Origin of the sequence: Rahnella variigena (assembly GCF_003610915.1) — a bacterium.
Lineage (GTDB): Bacteria > Pseudomonadota > Gammaproteobacteria > Enterobacterales > Enterobacteriaceae > Rahnella > Rahnella variigena.
Window position 1 is genome coordinate 2682533 of the sequence record NZ_NSDJ01000001.1, and the last position, 15206, is coordinate 2697738.

Consider the following 15206-nt stretch of genomic DNA (forward strand, 5'->3'; position numbering starts at 1 on the left):
CCTGAGCGTCCGTTTTGCTTATTTCAGCCAGCAGAAATTACTGACTGACTTCACAACGGCTGACCATCCGCCAGTGACGTGGCAACTCGCGCACTTCACCCGCCAGAATCACCTTTCCTGTTGCATGAATATCGGCGCTTGAAGAGCCCACCTGAACTTCAACAGAACCCGGTTCGACGATGCGCTTACCCGCGTGACTGGTAAAATTCAGCATGTCGGTCGGGATGCTGAAACTCAGCGTTGCGGTTTGTCCGGCGTCCAGCGTTACGCGCTCAAAAGCCTTGAGTTCCTTCACCGGGCGCACCAGTGATGCCACGCAGTCACGCAGATAAACCTGCACCACCTCGCTGCCCGTCTGATTTCCGGTATTGGTGACTTTGATTTGTACTGCAATATCGCCATTTTCGATAGCGACCGGTTGCTGATTGAGTTGCAGATCGTGATAGCGGAACGTGGTGCCGCTTAGCCCGTAGCCAAACGGGTATTTTGCGCCAAAGTGGAACGCAATCGGCGTGCCGCCACTTTTCAGTTTGTGATTGTAATAATACGGCATGGCACCGGCGCTTTTCGGCACGGAAACCACCAGCCTGCCGGACGGTGCTTCTTTACCGCTGACGATATCGGCAATTGCACGTCCGCCTTCCTGACCGGGCGCAAACGCCATCAGGAATCCGGCGACTTTCTCCTCCAGTCCGCTAAGTGAATACGGACGACCGCCGGTCATCACCACAATGGTCGGTTTGCCGGTCGCGACAATCTCTTCCAGCAACTGTTGCTGAACGCCCGGTAATTGCAGGCTGTCCGTATCAGAACCTTCACCGACCGTGCCGCTCTGGAATAATCCGGCCAGATCGCCGACAAACACAAACGCGACATCACTTTCCTGCGCCAGTTTCACGGCCTGTGGGATAAGCGCGGTACTTCGTGATACCGGCGACTTTTGCATGGCTGAACCGGTATCGCCGGGGAAGACCGGCGCACCGGCGGTGCGTTTCTCGAGAATATGGCACCCTTTGGCATAACGGATATTTTGCTCTCCGTAAGTGTCATGCAAGGCCTGTAACGGCGTGGTGACCTGTTCCGTCTGCGCATCCATTTCGCTGATGATCAGATGCACGGGGAAGCTGTAACCGCTGAGCAAGGCCAGCGGATCGTCTGCCGTCGGGCCGATCACTGCAATTTTCTGCCCGGATTTGGGTTTCAGCGGCAGGATGCCATTATTCTCCAGCAAGGTGATGGAACGGACAGCGGCTTTCCAGGCCAGTTCCCGCGTGGCGGGTTGTTGCATTTGTGGCTGCGGATCACGTACGTAAGGCTGTTCAAACAGCCCGAGGCGGAATTTTTCAGTCAGCACGCGGGCGACGATCTCGTCAATTTTCGCCATATCAATCAGGCCACGTGAAACAGCATCGGCCAGATGCTGCGCGCAGTCACCTTTCGGCAATTCGATATCCAGACCGGCATTAAACGCCAGCGCGGCGGATTCCGCGTCGTCATGGCTGACGCCGTGATGCTGATGTAGCAGGCTGACGCCGCCGTAATCGGCGACAATCAGGCCATCGAATCCCCACTGTTCGCGCAAAACTTCGGTCAGCAGGAAGTGATCGCTGTGGCAAGGCTGGCCGTCGATGTCGTGATAAGCCGGCATCACCGAACCGGCATTCGCCAGCTTTACCGCCATTTCAAACGGCAGCAGGAAGGTGTCATTCAGCTCGCGGAAACCGAGATGCACCGGCGCATGGTTGCGCGCCCCTTCGCTGAAAGAATGCCCGACGTAATGTTTCAGCGTTGCCAGCAGGTCACGCTTTTCGCCCTGCAAACCGCGCACGTAAGCCGTCGCCATGACGCCGACCAGATAGGGATCTTCGCCAAAGGTTTCCTCAGTTCGTCCCCAGCGGACATCGCGGGAAACATCCAGCACCGGCGCCAGGCCCTGATGACAACCAACGCTTTGCGCTTCATCGCGGATAGCGCCTGCAATTTGCTCCATCAGTTGCGGATCCCACGTCGAGGCATAACTCAGGGAAGAGGGAAACAGCGTGGCATCTTTGCACAACAGGCCGACCAGACACTCTTCGTGGAACATCGCCGGAATGCCCAACCGTGTTTCTTCAACCAGCATTTTTTGCAGCCGGTTCAGTGCGCGCACGCCTTCTTGCGGGCTGACCACGTGCGTTCCCAGTGGGCGCGTGATTTGTCCCGCGCCCAGCGCCAGTTGCTCCTCCAGCGCCAGAGTCTGTTTATGCCCGGCAAAATCATCGCTAAGATCGGACCGTTCTTTATGCTTCCCGTTGCTGTCGAGGATCAGCCAGAACGCGTGCATCTGGGCATATTTCTCAGCGGGCGTCATGCGGGCGAGCAGGTCGGCGACGCGGGTAGCGACGGGCTGTGAAGCATCCTGATACAGGTGAGTCATTTTATATCTCCTTGATTTTCCGGATGGGAACGCAGGGATAACGCCTTAAAAGACGAAATATAAAAAGAAGTATTGAGAATGGACTGCGCGTAAACAATTGAGGAAACGAATATGCATTTTACGTTATTTAATTTTGTTTCCGGTTTGTGAGCAGGATCAGATTGAAGGTGATCCGGTCAGGCATCTGCTTTTCGCACAAATTCTGAAGCCGATCACAGTTTCATCATCCGGCGGATATTACGACTTGTTTCTTCTGACGATTCGCCAGAGAATCCTTTTCAGAAAGCAGGATTGTTACTGTCTGACAGGCAAAACCTAAACTTCTCGTTTTTTCGCATATTGCGAAAAGGCCGGAAGTTTAGGTTTTTTTTTGGCCTGAATTCAGGGGCAGGCCGCCCCTTTGAAATACACCGGCAATGTCGTGCACGACGCCATTACTCTGATGAGATAACACCATGGAATACAGTACATTAGCCGATGAAATTCTCCGCGGAGTGGGCGGAAAAGACAACGTCAACAGCGTGGTGCATTGTGCCACCCGATTACGTTTTAAATTAAAAGATACGAGTAAAGCCGACGCTGCCGGATTAAAAGAAAACCCGGGTGTCATCATGGTCGTCGAGAGCGGCGGCCAGTTTCAGGTTGTTATCGGCAACCACGTTGGTGCGGTTTATGAAGCGCTGGTGAAAGGCAGTGCGCTTTCCGACAGCGGCGACGATGACAGCGGTGATAAGGGCAGTTTATTTGCCCGGGCGATTGACGTTATCTCCGGCATTTTTACCCCGTTTATCGGCATCATGGCCGCGTCGGGGATCCTGAAAGGTTTTCTGGCACTGGCGCTGGCGTGCGGCTGGATGGTGCCGGAAAGCGGTACCTACAAAGTCTGGTTCGCCGCCAGTGATGCCATGTTTTACTTCTTCCCGCTGGTGATCGGTTTCACCGCCGGTAAAAAATTCGGCGGTAATCCGTTCGTTACCATGATGATTGGCGGCGCGATGGTGCATCCGCTGATGATCGCCGCATTTGAGGCACAGCAACCTGGTGCTCAGGGCGAGCATTTCTTCGGTATTCCGCTGGTGTTTATCAATTACGCCTCATCGGTGATCCCGGTGATCCTGGCTGCGTGGGTATCAAGCTGGCTGGAAAAACGGGCCATGAAAATCTTGCCTTCGGCGCTGCGTAACTTTATCACGCCGCTTATTTGCCTGATGGTTGTAGTGCCGCTGACCTTCCTGATTATCGGACCCGTCGCCACCTGGGCCAGCCAGCAACTGGCTAACGGCTATCAGTTTGTGTATCACATCAGCCCGATGATTGCCGGTGCCTTTATGGGCGCACTGTGGCAGGTGTGTGTGATTTTCGGTCTGCACTGGGGGCTGGTGCCGCTGATGATCAACAACTTCAGTATTCTCGGTCACGATACCATGCTGCCGCTGTTATTGCCGGCCGTGATGGGGCAGGTCGGGGCGGTGATTGGCGTGATGCTGCGCGTAAGAGATGCGCGGACAAAAGCGCTGGCGGGTTCAGCCATCAGCGCGGGGATTTTCGGGATTACCGAACCCGCGGTTTACGGCATCAACCTGCCGCGTCGTCGTCCGTTTATTTTCGGTTGCGCCGGTGGCGCACTGGGTGCGGCGATCCTCGGGTATTTTCAGACCACGGCGTATTCCTTCGGTTTCGCCAGCATCTTCACATTCACGCAAATTATTCCGCCAACCGGCTTTGATAAAACGGTGACCGCCGCCATTGCCGGGACGCTGATTGCCCTCGTGTTTGCCGCATTTGCAACCTATTTCTTCGGCATGAAAGAAGAAGCGGCAACGCCGGAAATCACCGAAAAGGCCAAAGCGGAGGCCGTTCAGGCACCACGCGGTAAAACCCTGATTGCCAGCCCGATGACCGGTACCTGTATCGCACTCGATCAGGTTAACGATCCGACGTTCGCCAGCGGTCTGCTGGGCAAAGGCGTGGCGGTGGTGCCAGCAGTGGGGCGGGTTGTATCGCCGGTAAATGGCACCGTGGTTTCCCTCTTCAAAACCCATCACGCCATAGGGATTGAATCTGACGAGGGTGCAGAAATTCTGATCCACGTCGGCATCGATACGGTGAAGCTGGACGGCAAATTCTTTACGCCACGCATCGCCGTTGATGCGGTGGTGAAGCAGGGCGATTTGTTGCTGGAATTCGATATGCAGGGCATTTCCGATGCCGGTTATGACCTGACCACGCCGGTGCTGGTCACCAACAGCGATGACTATCTTGATGTCATCCCGGCAAGTGTTGGTCAGGACACCAGCGAACAAGCGCCATTACTCACTTTATTACGATAACGACCAGAGCCAGGAGGTTCACATGAACAAGCAATTCCCAGACGGTTTCTTATGGGGCGGCGCAGTCGCAGCCAATCAGGTGGAAGGTGCATATCTGACTGACGGTAAAGGCTTATCAACATCTGACCTGCAACCGCAAGGCGTTTTTGGTCCGGTGCAGGAACGTACTGAAGGCGATTTCGGCGTGAAAGATGTGGCGATTGATTTCTATCATCGTTATCCGGAAGACATGAAATTGTTCGCCGAAATGGGCTTCACCGTGCTGCGTACCTCAATTGCCTGGACGCGTATTTTCCCGCAGGGTGATGAATTGCAACCAAACGAAGCCGGTCTGGCCTTTTATGACCGCCTGTTTGATGAAATGGCAAAATACGGGATCACACCGCTGGTGACGCTTTCTCACTATGAAATGCCGTATGGCATCGTGAAAAAACACGGTGGCTGGGGCAGTCGCGACACCATCGGTTTCTTTGAAAACTACGCCCGTACGGTGTTCAGCCGTTACAAAAATAAGGTGAAACACTGGCTGACGTTCAACGAAATCAACATGTCGCTGCATGCGCCGTTCACCGGCGTCGGTTTGCCGGAAGACAGCAGCAAACAGGAAATTTATCAGGCCATTCATCATCAGCTGGTGGCCAGCGCCAAAGCGGTAAAAGCCTGCCACGAGATCATTCCTGACGGCAAAATCGGCAATATGCTGCTCGGCGGAATGTTGTATCCGCTGACTTGTAAACCGGCTGATATGATGGAAACCTTGCAGCAAAACCGCGACTGGTTATTCTTCGGCGATGTACAGGTGCGCGGTGCATACCCGGCCTACATGAAGCGCTTCTTCAAAGATCGTGGCATGGAAATTAATATTACGGCTGAAGATAAAGAGGCGTTGAAAGAAACGGTCGACTTTATTTCATTCAGTTATTATATGACCGGTTGTGTAACCACTGACGAAGAGCAAAATATTAAAGCGCGCGCCAACATATTAAATATGGTGCCTAACCCGCATCTGCAAAGTTCCGAATGGGGCTGGCAGATTGACCCGGTAGGTTTGCGCTTCTTAATGAATGAACTTTATGACCGTTACCAGAAGCCATTATTTATTGTGGAAAACGGATTAGGCGCGCGTGATAAAGTCGAAGCAGACGGCAGCATCAACGATGATTACCGCATTGAATATATCAATGACCATCTGGTTCAGGTGCGTGAAGCCATTGAAGACGGCGTGGAAGTGATGGGCTACACCAGCTGGGGGCCGATTGATCTGGTCAGCGCCTCGAAAGCCGAGTTCTCCAAACGCTATGGTTATATCTACGTTGACCGTGATGACCAGGGGAATGGCACGCTGGAGCGTCGCCGTAAGAAAAGTTTCTTCTGGTATAAAGAAGTAATTAATTCGAACGGCACGGCTTTAAAATCCTGATCTGATTTTCGCCTCTAATAATAAACAACTGATGCGGCTTATAAATTTATAAGCCGCCTGTTCGCCCTTGTATTGACCAAAAATAATAATGATGATTTAAAATAATAAAACGGAAATATAAAGATGAAAATTTCTCAGACTTCTGCAACACCTACATATATTTTAAAAAATAATTACCGGCTGCTGAAAAACAGTTTTCTGGCGCTATGTATTTCAGTCGCAGGTATTCATTCAGCACAGGCTGCGGATAACTGGAATGGCACTGTATTAGGTTTTGAGGCGCCCGGCGAAGGTATGTTCGGCGATATGCTGGGTATTCGCCCGATTATTGAAGACCATGGATTTCATTATCAGCTTGGTTATCTGAGCGAGTCGTCTTATAACGCAGGCGGCGGTTATAACCATGATAAACATCTGGCGTATATCGATCAGTTCTCGCTGACGTTTACCCAGGATCTGGAGATGTACACCGGCATTCCTGACGCGGCCATTGAAGGTAACATTGTTAACCGTAACCACGATGACAACCTGACGTCCAAACGTACGCAGGATCCGCGTGTCGGGTTTAACGATCTCGCCCAGGAAAGCTGGGGCGGACAGTCGATAACCCGTCTGGGCTGGCTGACGTTTAGCCGTAGTTTCGATGACCGCAAACTGCACTGGCGCATCGGTATGATGAACAAAAATCAGGATTTCGATCAGATTATCCCGTGTGATTTCCAGCTGCTGAGCCAGTGTGGCGGTAAATCGGCGAACTCGATGACCTGGTATAACTGGAATAAACATTACTGGGGCACCACTTTCCAGTACAAGCTGACGCCAGAACTGACGCTGAAAACCGGTATTATGGAACAAAACCCCGATGCCTCTGACCGCAAATACGCCTGGAGCGGTTCGCTGAAAGGCGCACGTGGCATTCTGTTGCCGATGGAAGCGGAACTGAAAACCAAAGTGAATGGTTTGCCGGGCATTTATAACGTTGGTTTGCTGTATACCAACTCGCCGCAAACAGATTTATCGGAAGGGAAAACGCAGAGCGTGGGCGCAACAGATCCCGAAGGTTATCGCAAACACAGCAGCACCTGGTTTATGTACACCGGTTTCAACCAGCAGGTGACACAACGTGGCGACGATCCAAACCGTGGCATGAGCGTGTCATACAGCCTCGGGCTGGGGGATCAGCGCAGCAACGCCATCCATCATTCGCAAGCTGCTTCCATGCGCTATCGCGGGTTGTTTGATGCGCGTCCTGACGACTGGCTGGGATTTGGTATGACGTATATTAAAATGAGTAATCATTACCGCCAGAATCAGGAAAACCTGAATACGATTTATCAGGTGGATGATTACGGTAACCCGCTGTATACGCCACTGTCCGGGCACTCGGTGAACGCTGATTTGTACTATCAGATAAAAGTCCGTTCGTGGCTGATTCTGCAACCGGATTTGCAATACTGGTACCGTCCGGGCGGGGTGAAAGAAACGCAGGATGCGTGGGTGACAGGATTGAAAGCCATCGTCACGTTCTGAGTGCAAATTTTACGTCTGACCGCAGCGATCATCGTCACGGTTTTTCAGTTACATACGTTGAGCAGATGATCTAACCTGATAAAATTATCGGGCAGAGATGAAGTGCTGCGGCAGACAAAACCTGATCTTTCTTAGGAACGGTCGGGTTTTTCTTTTCAGGGAATAACAATGAAAATCGCCAAAATTCTAAATAATAACGTGGTGGTTGTCGTCAACGATCAGCAGCGGGAACAGGTCGTCATGGGCCGCGGGCTGGCGTTTATGAAGAAAACCGGAGACGAACTCGATGACAGTAAGATCGAGAAAATCTTCGCATTACAGAGCGACGAACTGGTCGCGCATCTGACAGAACTGCTCTCGCATATTCCGATGGAAGTGATGACCACCTGCGACCAGATCATTACGCTGGCGCGCGGCCGGCTGGGGAAATTGCAGGAAAATTTATACATTGCGCTCACTGACCACTGTAACTTCGCCATTGAGCGACAGAAAAAGGGCGTGCCGATCAGCAACGCGTTACTGTGGGAAACCCGCCGCCTTTATCCGAAAGAGTATGCGCTGGGACTGGAGGCGCTGGAGATTATTTATTCGCGACTTGGTGTGCGCCTTCCGGTGGATGAAGCCGGGTTTATCGCACTGCATCTGGTGAACGCTCAGCTTAATGGCGAAATGCCGGAAGTGGCGCAAATCACCCGCGTGATGCAGGAAATCCTCAATCTGGTGAAATACCAGCTGCGTATCGAATATGACGAAGAATCGCTGAGTTATCAGCGCTTCGTCACCCATCTGAAATTCTTCGCACAGCGCATGCTCAGCCGCACCGTCGTAGCGGATGACGACATGACCCTGCATGTGGCCGTGAAAGAGAACTATCCGCAAGCCTGGCAGTGCTCGGAGAAAATCGGCGATTACCTTGCCGCGCAATATCAGCGGGATCTGACGACGGAAGAGATCATGTATCTGTCGATCAATATTGAGCGGGTGAGAAAAGAATGTTCGCCTAAAGAAACCCCATAACCGCACGCATGCTCAAAATTCGTTACGCGAAATATGACTGTTCACAATTTTTTATGACGGTTTTTTTTGCCACGGTTAATGAGAAAAGGTAGCATCCTTCGCCGTTATTGCACCAAAACAGTTCCGGCTAAAAAAACTACAGTGGGTAAACCCCATAAACGTTGAGGCTTGCAATCGTTTGCTTGCAGCACCCGACGTCAGGTGAAGGTTATTTTTGGAGAACAAGATCGAATGAAGTCTCATAAAAAATCGGCAGAGGCGAAGCACGCGGCGAAAAGACGCTGGCTGGACTCGCACGAACACGGGTATCACAAAAGTATGGGCAATCGTCAGGTTCAGATGATTGCCATTGGTGGTTCTATCGGCACCGGTTTATTTCTCGGCGCGGGCGCGCGTTTACAGATGGCTGGCCCGGCGCTGGCAATCGTGTATGCGGTGTGTGGTATTTTCTCATTCTTTATTTTACGAGCACTGGGTGAACTGGTTTTACACCGTCCGACCAGCGGCAGCTTTGTCTCTTATGCCCGCGAGTTCCTGGGCGAAAAAGCCTCTTACGTTGCAGGCTGGATGTACTTCCTCAACTGGGCGATGACCGGCATTGTCGATATCACCGCAGTGGCTCTTTACATGCACTATTGGGGAACCTTCGGTGATGTCCCGCAATGGATGTTTGCGCTGGGCGCACTGGCGATTGTCGCCACCATGAACATGATCGGCGTGAAGTGGTTCGCTGAGATGGAGTTTTGGTTTGCGCTGATCAAAGTCGCGGCGATTGCCCTGTTCCTGGTTGTCGGCGTGGTGTTCCTCGGCACCGGCAAACAGCTGGACGGCAATACCACCGGTTTCCATCTGATCACCGATAACGGCGGTATCTTCCCGCACGGGTTGTTACCGGCGCTGGTTCTGGTGCAGGGCGTGGTCTTCGCGTTCGCGGCTATCGAACTGGTCGGTACGGCGGCAGGCGAAACCAAAAATCCTGAAAAAGTGCTGCCAAAAGCCATCAACAGCGTTATCTGGCGTATCGCGTTATTCTACGTCGGTTCCGTGGCGTTGCTGGTTCTGCTGTTACCGTGGAATGCGTATCAGGCAGGGCAAAGCCCGTTTGTGACCTTCTTCAGTAAGCTGGGCGTGCCTTATATCGGCACGATCATGAATATCGTGGTACTGACTGCGGCGCTGTCGAGTCTGAACTCCGGCTTGTATTCCACCGGTCGTATTCTGCGTTCCCTGTCGATGGGCGGTTCTGCGCCGAAATTCATGTCGAAGATGAGCGCACAGCAGGTGCCTTACGCCGGTATTCTGGTCACTGTGGGTATTTATGTCATCGGCGTGGTACTCAACTACTACGTGCCATCGCAGGTATTTGAAATTGTCCTGAACGTCGCGTCACTCGGCATCCTCAGTTCATGGGCTTTCATCATCGTATGTCAGATGAAGCTGCGTAAGGCTATCAAAGAAGGCCGTGCGAAAGACGTCTCCTTCAAAATGCCGTGGGCACCGGTCACCTCGTGGCTGACGCTGGCATTTCTGGCGGGCGTGCTTATCCTGATGGCGTTTGACTATCCGAACGGCACCTACACCGTGGCGACGATCCCGGTACTGATTATCCTGCTGGTTCTGGGCTGGATTGGCCTGCGCAAACGCGCGGCGGAAGTCCATGCTGAGCAGGCCGCTCACGAAGAAGCACATCATGAAAGTCTGGATGCGAAGTAATTAACTTACTTCAGAGATTTTCAGCAAAGGGCTGCCGCAAGGTGGCCCTTTTTCGTTACATGCAGCACTAAAAATTATGTTGCCTGTAAAAAATCCGAAAGCGTGAAAGTATCTCTCATCTTTGACTAGGCTTACTCTTTAGTTAAAAGAGGCAAACCTATGTTTAAGATTATGTTACAGATTTTCTCCAGCCCGGAAAAATTCCTCGGGCTGTTCAGTGCAGCGGACATGGAAGATACGATTGAGGAGGGGGAGCGTATTTTAATTGATGAAAACGGTACCGCCTCGGTGAATCCGGCAAATCAGGATATGCGTGAAGACTTTGACCGGCACGTCAAACGCATGAGCGTGCTGTAATGGCGACAGCGGTTTTCATGGTGTTAATGGTTTGCGGGTACTGGTACACCACCCGCGACATCTCATCGCGCTTCAAACTCAAACGTACCTTCGGCTGGGACGTCTATTTTCTTGTGGCGTTATACGGCTGCATTTTTGTCCTGCAGGGCGTACTGGTGATTGCGCTGGTTTATATGGCGCTGTGGGGGATTTCAGAAGTCGTGAACTGGCTGCCTGCCATCCCGCATTTGCATCAGGATGTGCATTACCACAGAGATTTCATCAACTGGAGTTTCTTAGGCATTCAGGCGCCGGTCGTCATTATGCTCGGTGTTTCCGTGATGCTGTGTCTGGTGCGCACCACCTGGTCGCCGGGCTTGCGGCTTAATACCGCCGGACGCAAACAGTTGTACAAACAACTCACCCGCGCCAACGGTGTGGAAGGGCTTTTGTATCAGTGCATGGAAGAGGGCGATATGGTGTTTATCACCTTACAGTCGCGGCGCGTCTATATTGGCATGGTGCATACCGCGCGATGTGAAACCAGTTCGTCGGACAATGTGGTGGTGATCCCGATGGTCAGCGGGTATCGCGATAAAGACACGCTGGAGCTGCGCGTCGAGCATAACTATGCCCGTTATTATCAGGAACACGGCATTACGCCGGTGTCGGATCCGGTGAATGCGCTGAAATTTCGCAAAGTGATTTTACTCAGTCAGATTGAAACGCTGTCGCTTTTCGACCCTTCAAGCGCCTGTGCCTTTGAGGAGTTAATCCCGATTATCGAGGAAGAGAATCAGAGAAAAATCGGAGAGAAGGACGCCTGAAGCCAGACGTCCTGAATGAATCACACGATGGTGAAGCTGAAATCGCTCAGGCCTTCGATACCACCGGTAATCACATCACCGCGCACCACAGCGCCAACGCCTGCCGGTGTGCCGGTGTAAATCAGATCGCCAGGTTTGAGTTCAACGGCCTGCGAGAGATAACTGATGACATCTGCCACCTGCCAGATCTGATCACGTAAATCACCGCGCTGACGTTTCTCCCCGTTCACATCCAGCCAGATTTTACCGCTGGCAGGATGACCGGTCTGACTGACGGGCAGCAGCGGGTTCGCCGGTGCGGAATCATCAAAACCTTTGGCGAAATCCCACGGACGACCTTGTTTCTTGGCCTGCGCCTGAATATCGCGACGGGTCAGATCCACGCCGACGGTATAACCCCAGACATGCGACAGCGCATCTTCAGCCGTGATATTTTTGCCGCCTTTGGCAATCGCGACGACCAGTTCCACTTCGTAATGCAGATCTTCGGTCAGTGTCGGATAAGGCACGTTACCGCTGGCAGGGATAACGGCATCAGCGGGTTTGCCAAAGAAGAACGGCGGCTCGCGATCCGGATCATGACCCATTTCGCGGGCGTGCTCGGAATAGTTACGGCCAACGCAGTACACGCGGCGCAATGGAAAACGGGCGCTCTGGCCTTCGATGGCGAGAGACGGAACTTCGGGTGCAGCAATTACATATTCGGTCATCGTATTCACTTCACAAAGTTGTCGAATTAACATATTTGCAAAGCGAATCAACATTGACCAGTAAATTTATGTTACTGGTCAATGTCTCACTGTCAGGCTTTGTAACGTGGTGCCGCGTGAGCTTGCAGGAAGTTCGGCACCATCGCGCCGCGCAGGGCATCAAAGTCATCCCACTGTTTTTGGTCCTGCAATGGCGGAATAGTGATTTTTTCTTTGCGGTCGAAGCCCAGCAAGGCAGCATCCACCAGTTCACCGACTTCCATTACCCCTGGTACTTCATCAATATTTTTACCCGACCGTTCCCAGATTTCTGTACGCGTTGCGGCAGGTAATACGGCCTGAACGTACAAACCGCGTTCTGCCATTTCAAATTGCAGCGTCTGGCTGAAGGTCAGCACAAAAGCTTTCGTCGCGGAATACACAGCAGATTGCAGCTCCGGCGTCAGCGCCATTACCGAGGCTATATTGATAATAGCGCCGTCTTTATGCTTGATCAGGCCATCAAACGCCACGCGGGAAAGGCGTGCCACTGAGGTGACGTTCAGGGTGATCAGATTCTCGATGGCATCGGCATCACTGTTCTCAAAACCGGCTTTGAGTGACGCCCCGGCGTTATTGATCAGCAGGGAAATTTGCGGCGTCGCGCGGATAAAATCTTCTACCCGTGACAGGTCTTCGCTGCGGGTTAAGTCTGCGGGTAACACAGTCACTTTCACGCCGGTGTCCTGTTGCAGCTTTTCAGCCAGCGCATTCAGGCGCTGTGTATCACGTGCCACAAGAATTAGATCATAGCCGCGTTTAGCGAGACGATCGGCGTATGTCGCACCAATACCGGTGGATGCGCCGGTGATTAACGCCAAAGACTGAGAACGAATGGAATCTGACATAAGAACCTCTGGGTTGATTAAGTGGTTTAATAATGAAACCAGATGATTTTTAGCACTGGTGGTTTTATAATGCAACCAGATTCTTTAAGCAGGAGGTGCCATGAAACGAACACGTCTGGAAAACACGCCTTGTCCGGCTGGCCGCGCATTGGATCTCATTGGTGACTGGTGGACGCTGCTGATTGTCCGCGACGCCATGCGTGGCATTTCGCGTTTCAGCGAGTTCCAGCGCAGTCTGGGTGCGGCAAAAAATATTCTCAGCGCACGCCTGAAAGCGCTGGTGGCCGAAGGCATTTTGAAAATTGAACCGGCGGCCGATGGTTCGGCGTATCAGGATTACGTGCTGACCGAAAAGGGGCTGGCGCTGCAACCGGTGCTGGTCGCGCTGGGGCAGTGGGGAAGTGAATACCTGTTTGAGGAAGGCGAAGCCTGTACGCAGCTTGTGGACAATGAAAACGGCCAGCCACTGCGCAAACTGGAAATCCGAGCGCAGGACGGACGGGTGCTGGAGAGCCGGGATATTACGGCGATCATTCCTGAAATCTGATACAGAATTCGGGCAACTCCCTCCATTTCGCACGGAAAAGGGCAAATCTCGATCTGCTCCCTCACCTGCGAAGGGGAGGGCTGGGGTGGGGTATTAATGGCATTTCAGTCATAACCCTTTTTTTCGAGCTGTCTCTAACTCTTTGATTTTAATGAATCACACGAGCCACACAAAAAAGAGGGTTTTTTTGGCAAAACAGGGATAATCTCTTGCAGTTCAAAGCATAAACATTAAAACTCAACTGTTCACTGCCGTACAGGCAGCTTAGAAAGCCGTCTGCGTTCCATTAACGTCGATGAGTTTGTTCACTGCCGTACAGGCAGCTTAGAAAATACCCCGGCGGCAGTCCCATCGGGATTGTAAGTTCACTGCCGTACAGGCAGCTTAGAAATTCATGACCCGCACTGACATGCAATCCTTCGGGTTCACTGCCGTACAGGCAGCTTAGAAAAGACACAGACTTACAACGCCCGGGCGCTGAGCGTTCACTGCCGTACAGGCAGCTTAGAAATTCTATGCTCGTTTCAGTCACCATCCGAGCTGGTTCACTGCCGTACAGGCAGCTTAGAAAGTCTGACTGTAATACCAGAGGGCGACGAACCCGTTCACTGCCGTACAGGCAGCTTAGAAACATACTTAATGTAGATCCGTTTTCGTCTCTCAGTTCACTGCCGTACAGGCAGCTTAGAAAGCTGCAAGATACTGATCGACTTCAGGCCCTTTGTTCACTGCCGTACAGGCAGCTTAGAAAGTGGTGGCGATTCAGGCAAGGTTTGCAGATCGGTTCACTGCCGCACAGGCAGCCGCGTGCAACTCACTGCAAACCATAAAAACTCTCTGGAAGCAGTATCTCATCCCAGCATTTTGCCCATTTTCTATGTGTGGATATCCAGTTATTGTCTGCTCGCTGCGGCAAAATCCGCAGTCGGGTGTAGGAACCTGAACCCTCATGGCGGAAGTTTTAATTTCGCCATCGCTTTGTATTACCAGAAAATAACAATTTATTACCGTATATTGTTTTGGTAACTCGGGTGGGGCAGCTTTAGGGCTGGTCGGAAAGGGTAACCGATATTCCTACCCCCGCCTGAGTTACCACCTTAGCGCAGGAACTTAAGTGGTAGCGTGATACGCAATCTAATATTAGGTTCTGTTCAAATGGATATTACTCTTACAAACGAAACATCCCCAGATTCATGGACGCTCACCGATCGCTGTCGTTTGCTGCATGAACAAAGACTGGCATCAGGCTGACATTATTGCGGCAATAAAAAAGAAGGGCACCACGATGGCGGCGGTTTCACGCCGCGCTGGTTTAAGCTCATCGACGCTCTCGAATGCGTTAATCCGTAAATGGCCGAAAGGTGAAAGGTTGATAGCGGAAGCCATCGGAGTAAAAGCCGAAACCATCTGGCCGAGCCGTTACACCGAAATTAAATACAACTAAGATCGGCTCCCTCCCCTGCGAAGGGGAGG

12 protein-coding genes and 1 CRISPR repeat array are annotated in these 15206 nt (G+C 52.2%); of the genes, 9 read left to right on the forward strand and 3 right to left on the reverse strand.

What is annotated here, in order from left to right:
- Positions 1 to 37 precede the first annotated feature (37 nt).
- On the reverse strand, positions 38 to 2416 hold the full coding sequence (locus tag CKQ54_RS12590) for a glycoside hydrolase family 3 N-terminal domain-containing protein (RefSeq protein ID WP_120162672.1): 2379 nt from the start codon (positions 2414 to 2416) through the stop codon (positions 38 to 40).
- A gap of 455 nt (positions 2417 to 2871) precedes the next feature.
- Between CKQ54_RS12590 and bglF the strand changes: the two genes are divergently transcribed.
- The 7 genes from bglF (at position 2872) to CKQ54_RS12625 (ending at position 11589) form a co-directional block, all read left to right on the forward strand.
- Positions 2872 to 4746 carry a PTS beta-glucoside transporter subunit IIABC gene (gene bglF / locus CKQ54_RS12595; protein ID WP_120162673.1) on the forward strand — a complete coding sequence of 625 codons (1875 nt, stop codon included), beginning with the start codon at positions 2872 to 2874 and terminating at the stop codon, positions 4744 to 4746.
- Between the two features lie 22 nt (positions 4747 to 4768).
- A complete protein-coding gene (locus tag CKQ54_RS12600) occupies positions 4769 to 6166 on the forward strand; it encodes a glycoside hydrolase family 1 protein (protein WP_120162674.1) in 1398 nt (465 codons plus the stop codon).
- Between the two features lie 294 nt (positions 6167 to 6460).
- On the forward strand, positions 6461 to 7696 hold the full coding sequence (locus CKQ54_RS12605) for a carbohydrate porin (protein WP_244220260.1): 1236 nt from the start codon (positions 6461 to 6463) through the stop codon (positions 7694 to 7696).
- A gap of 168 nt (positions 7697 to 7864) precedes the next feature.
- Complete coding sequence (bglG, locus tag CKQ54_RS12610) at positions 7865 to 8713, forward strand: transcriptional antiterminator BglG (RefSeq protein ID WP_120162676.1); 849 nt, start codon at positions 7865 to 7867, stop codon at positions 8711 to 8713.
- A 231-nt stretch (positions 8714 to 8944) separates the two neighbouring features.
- Positions 8945 to 10426: an L-asparagine permease gene (ansP, locus tag CKQ54_RS12615; RefSeq protein WP_120162677.1), complete on the forward strand. Its 1482-nt coding sequence runs from the start codon at positions 8945 to 8947 to the stop codon at positions 10424 to 10426.
- 159 nt (positions 10427 to 10585) lie between these two features.
- Positions 10586 to 10783: a hypothetical protein gene (locus CKQ54_RS12620; protein ID WP_112288224.1), complete on the forward strand. Its 198-nt coding sequence runs from the start codon at positions 10586 to 10588 to the stop codon at positions 10781 to 10783.
- A complete protein-coding gene (locus tag CKQ54_RS12625; protein ID WP_120162678.1) occupies positions 10783 to 11589 on the forward strand; it encodes a hypothetical protein in 807 nt (268 codons plus the stop codon). The genes CKQ54_RS12620 and CKQ54_RS12625 overlap by 1 nt, the downstream gene beginning before the upstream one ends.
- Positions 11590 to 11609: 20 nt before the next feature.
- On the opposite strand, the gene CKQ54_RS12630 is transcribed toward CKQ54_RS12625, so the two are convergent.
- Positions 11610 to 12299 (reverse strand): fumarylacetoacetate hydrolase family protein, encoded by a 690-nt coding sequence (locus CKQ54_RS12630; protein WP_120162679.1) that lies wholly within the window; start codon positions 12297 to 12299, stop codon positions 11610 to 11612.
- A gap of 92 nt (positions 12300 to 12391) precedes the next feature.
- Positions 12392 to 13186 (reverse strand): SDR family NAD(P)-dependent oxidoreductase, encoded by a 795-nt coding sequence (locus tag CKQ54_RS12635; RefSeq protein ID WP_120162680.1) that lies wholly within the window; start codon positions 13184 to 13186, stop codon positions 12392 to 12394.
- Positions 13187 to 13286: 100 nt separating this feature from the next.
- Between CKQ54_RS12635 and CKQ54_RS12640 the strand changes: the two genes are divergently transcribed.
- A complete protein-coding gene (locus CKQ54_RS12640; RefSeq protein WP_120162681.1) occupies positions 13287 to 13733 on the forward strand; it encodes a winged helix-turn-helix transcriptional regulator in 447 nt (148 codons plus the stop codon).
- A 243-nt stretch (positions 13734 to 13976) separates the two neighbouring features.
- Positions 13977 to 14484: direct repeats of the CRISPR family, unit length 28 nt; unit sequence GTTCACTGCCGTACAGGCAGCTTAGAAA.
- 474 nt (positions 14485 to 14958) lie between these two features.
- Positions 14959 to 15177: a helix-turn-helix domain-containing protein gene (locus CKQ54_RS12645; protein ID WP_120162682.1), complete on the forward strand. Its 219-nt coding sequence runs from the start codon at positions 14959 to 14961 to the stop codon at positions 15175 to 15177.
- Positions 15178 to 15206: the final 29 nt, after the last annotated feature.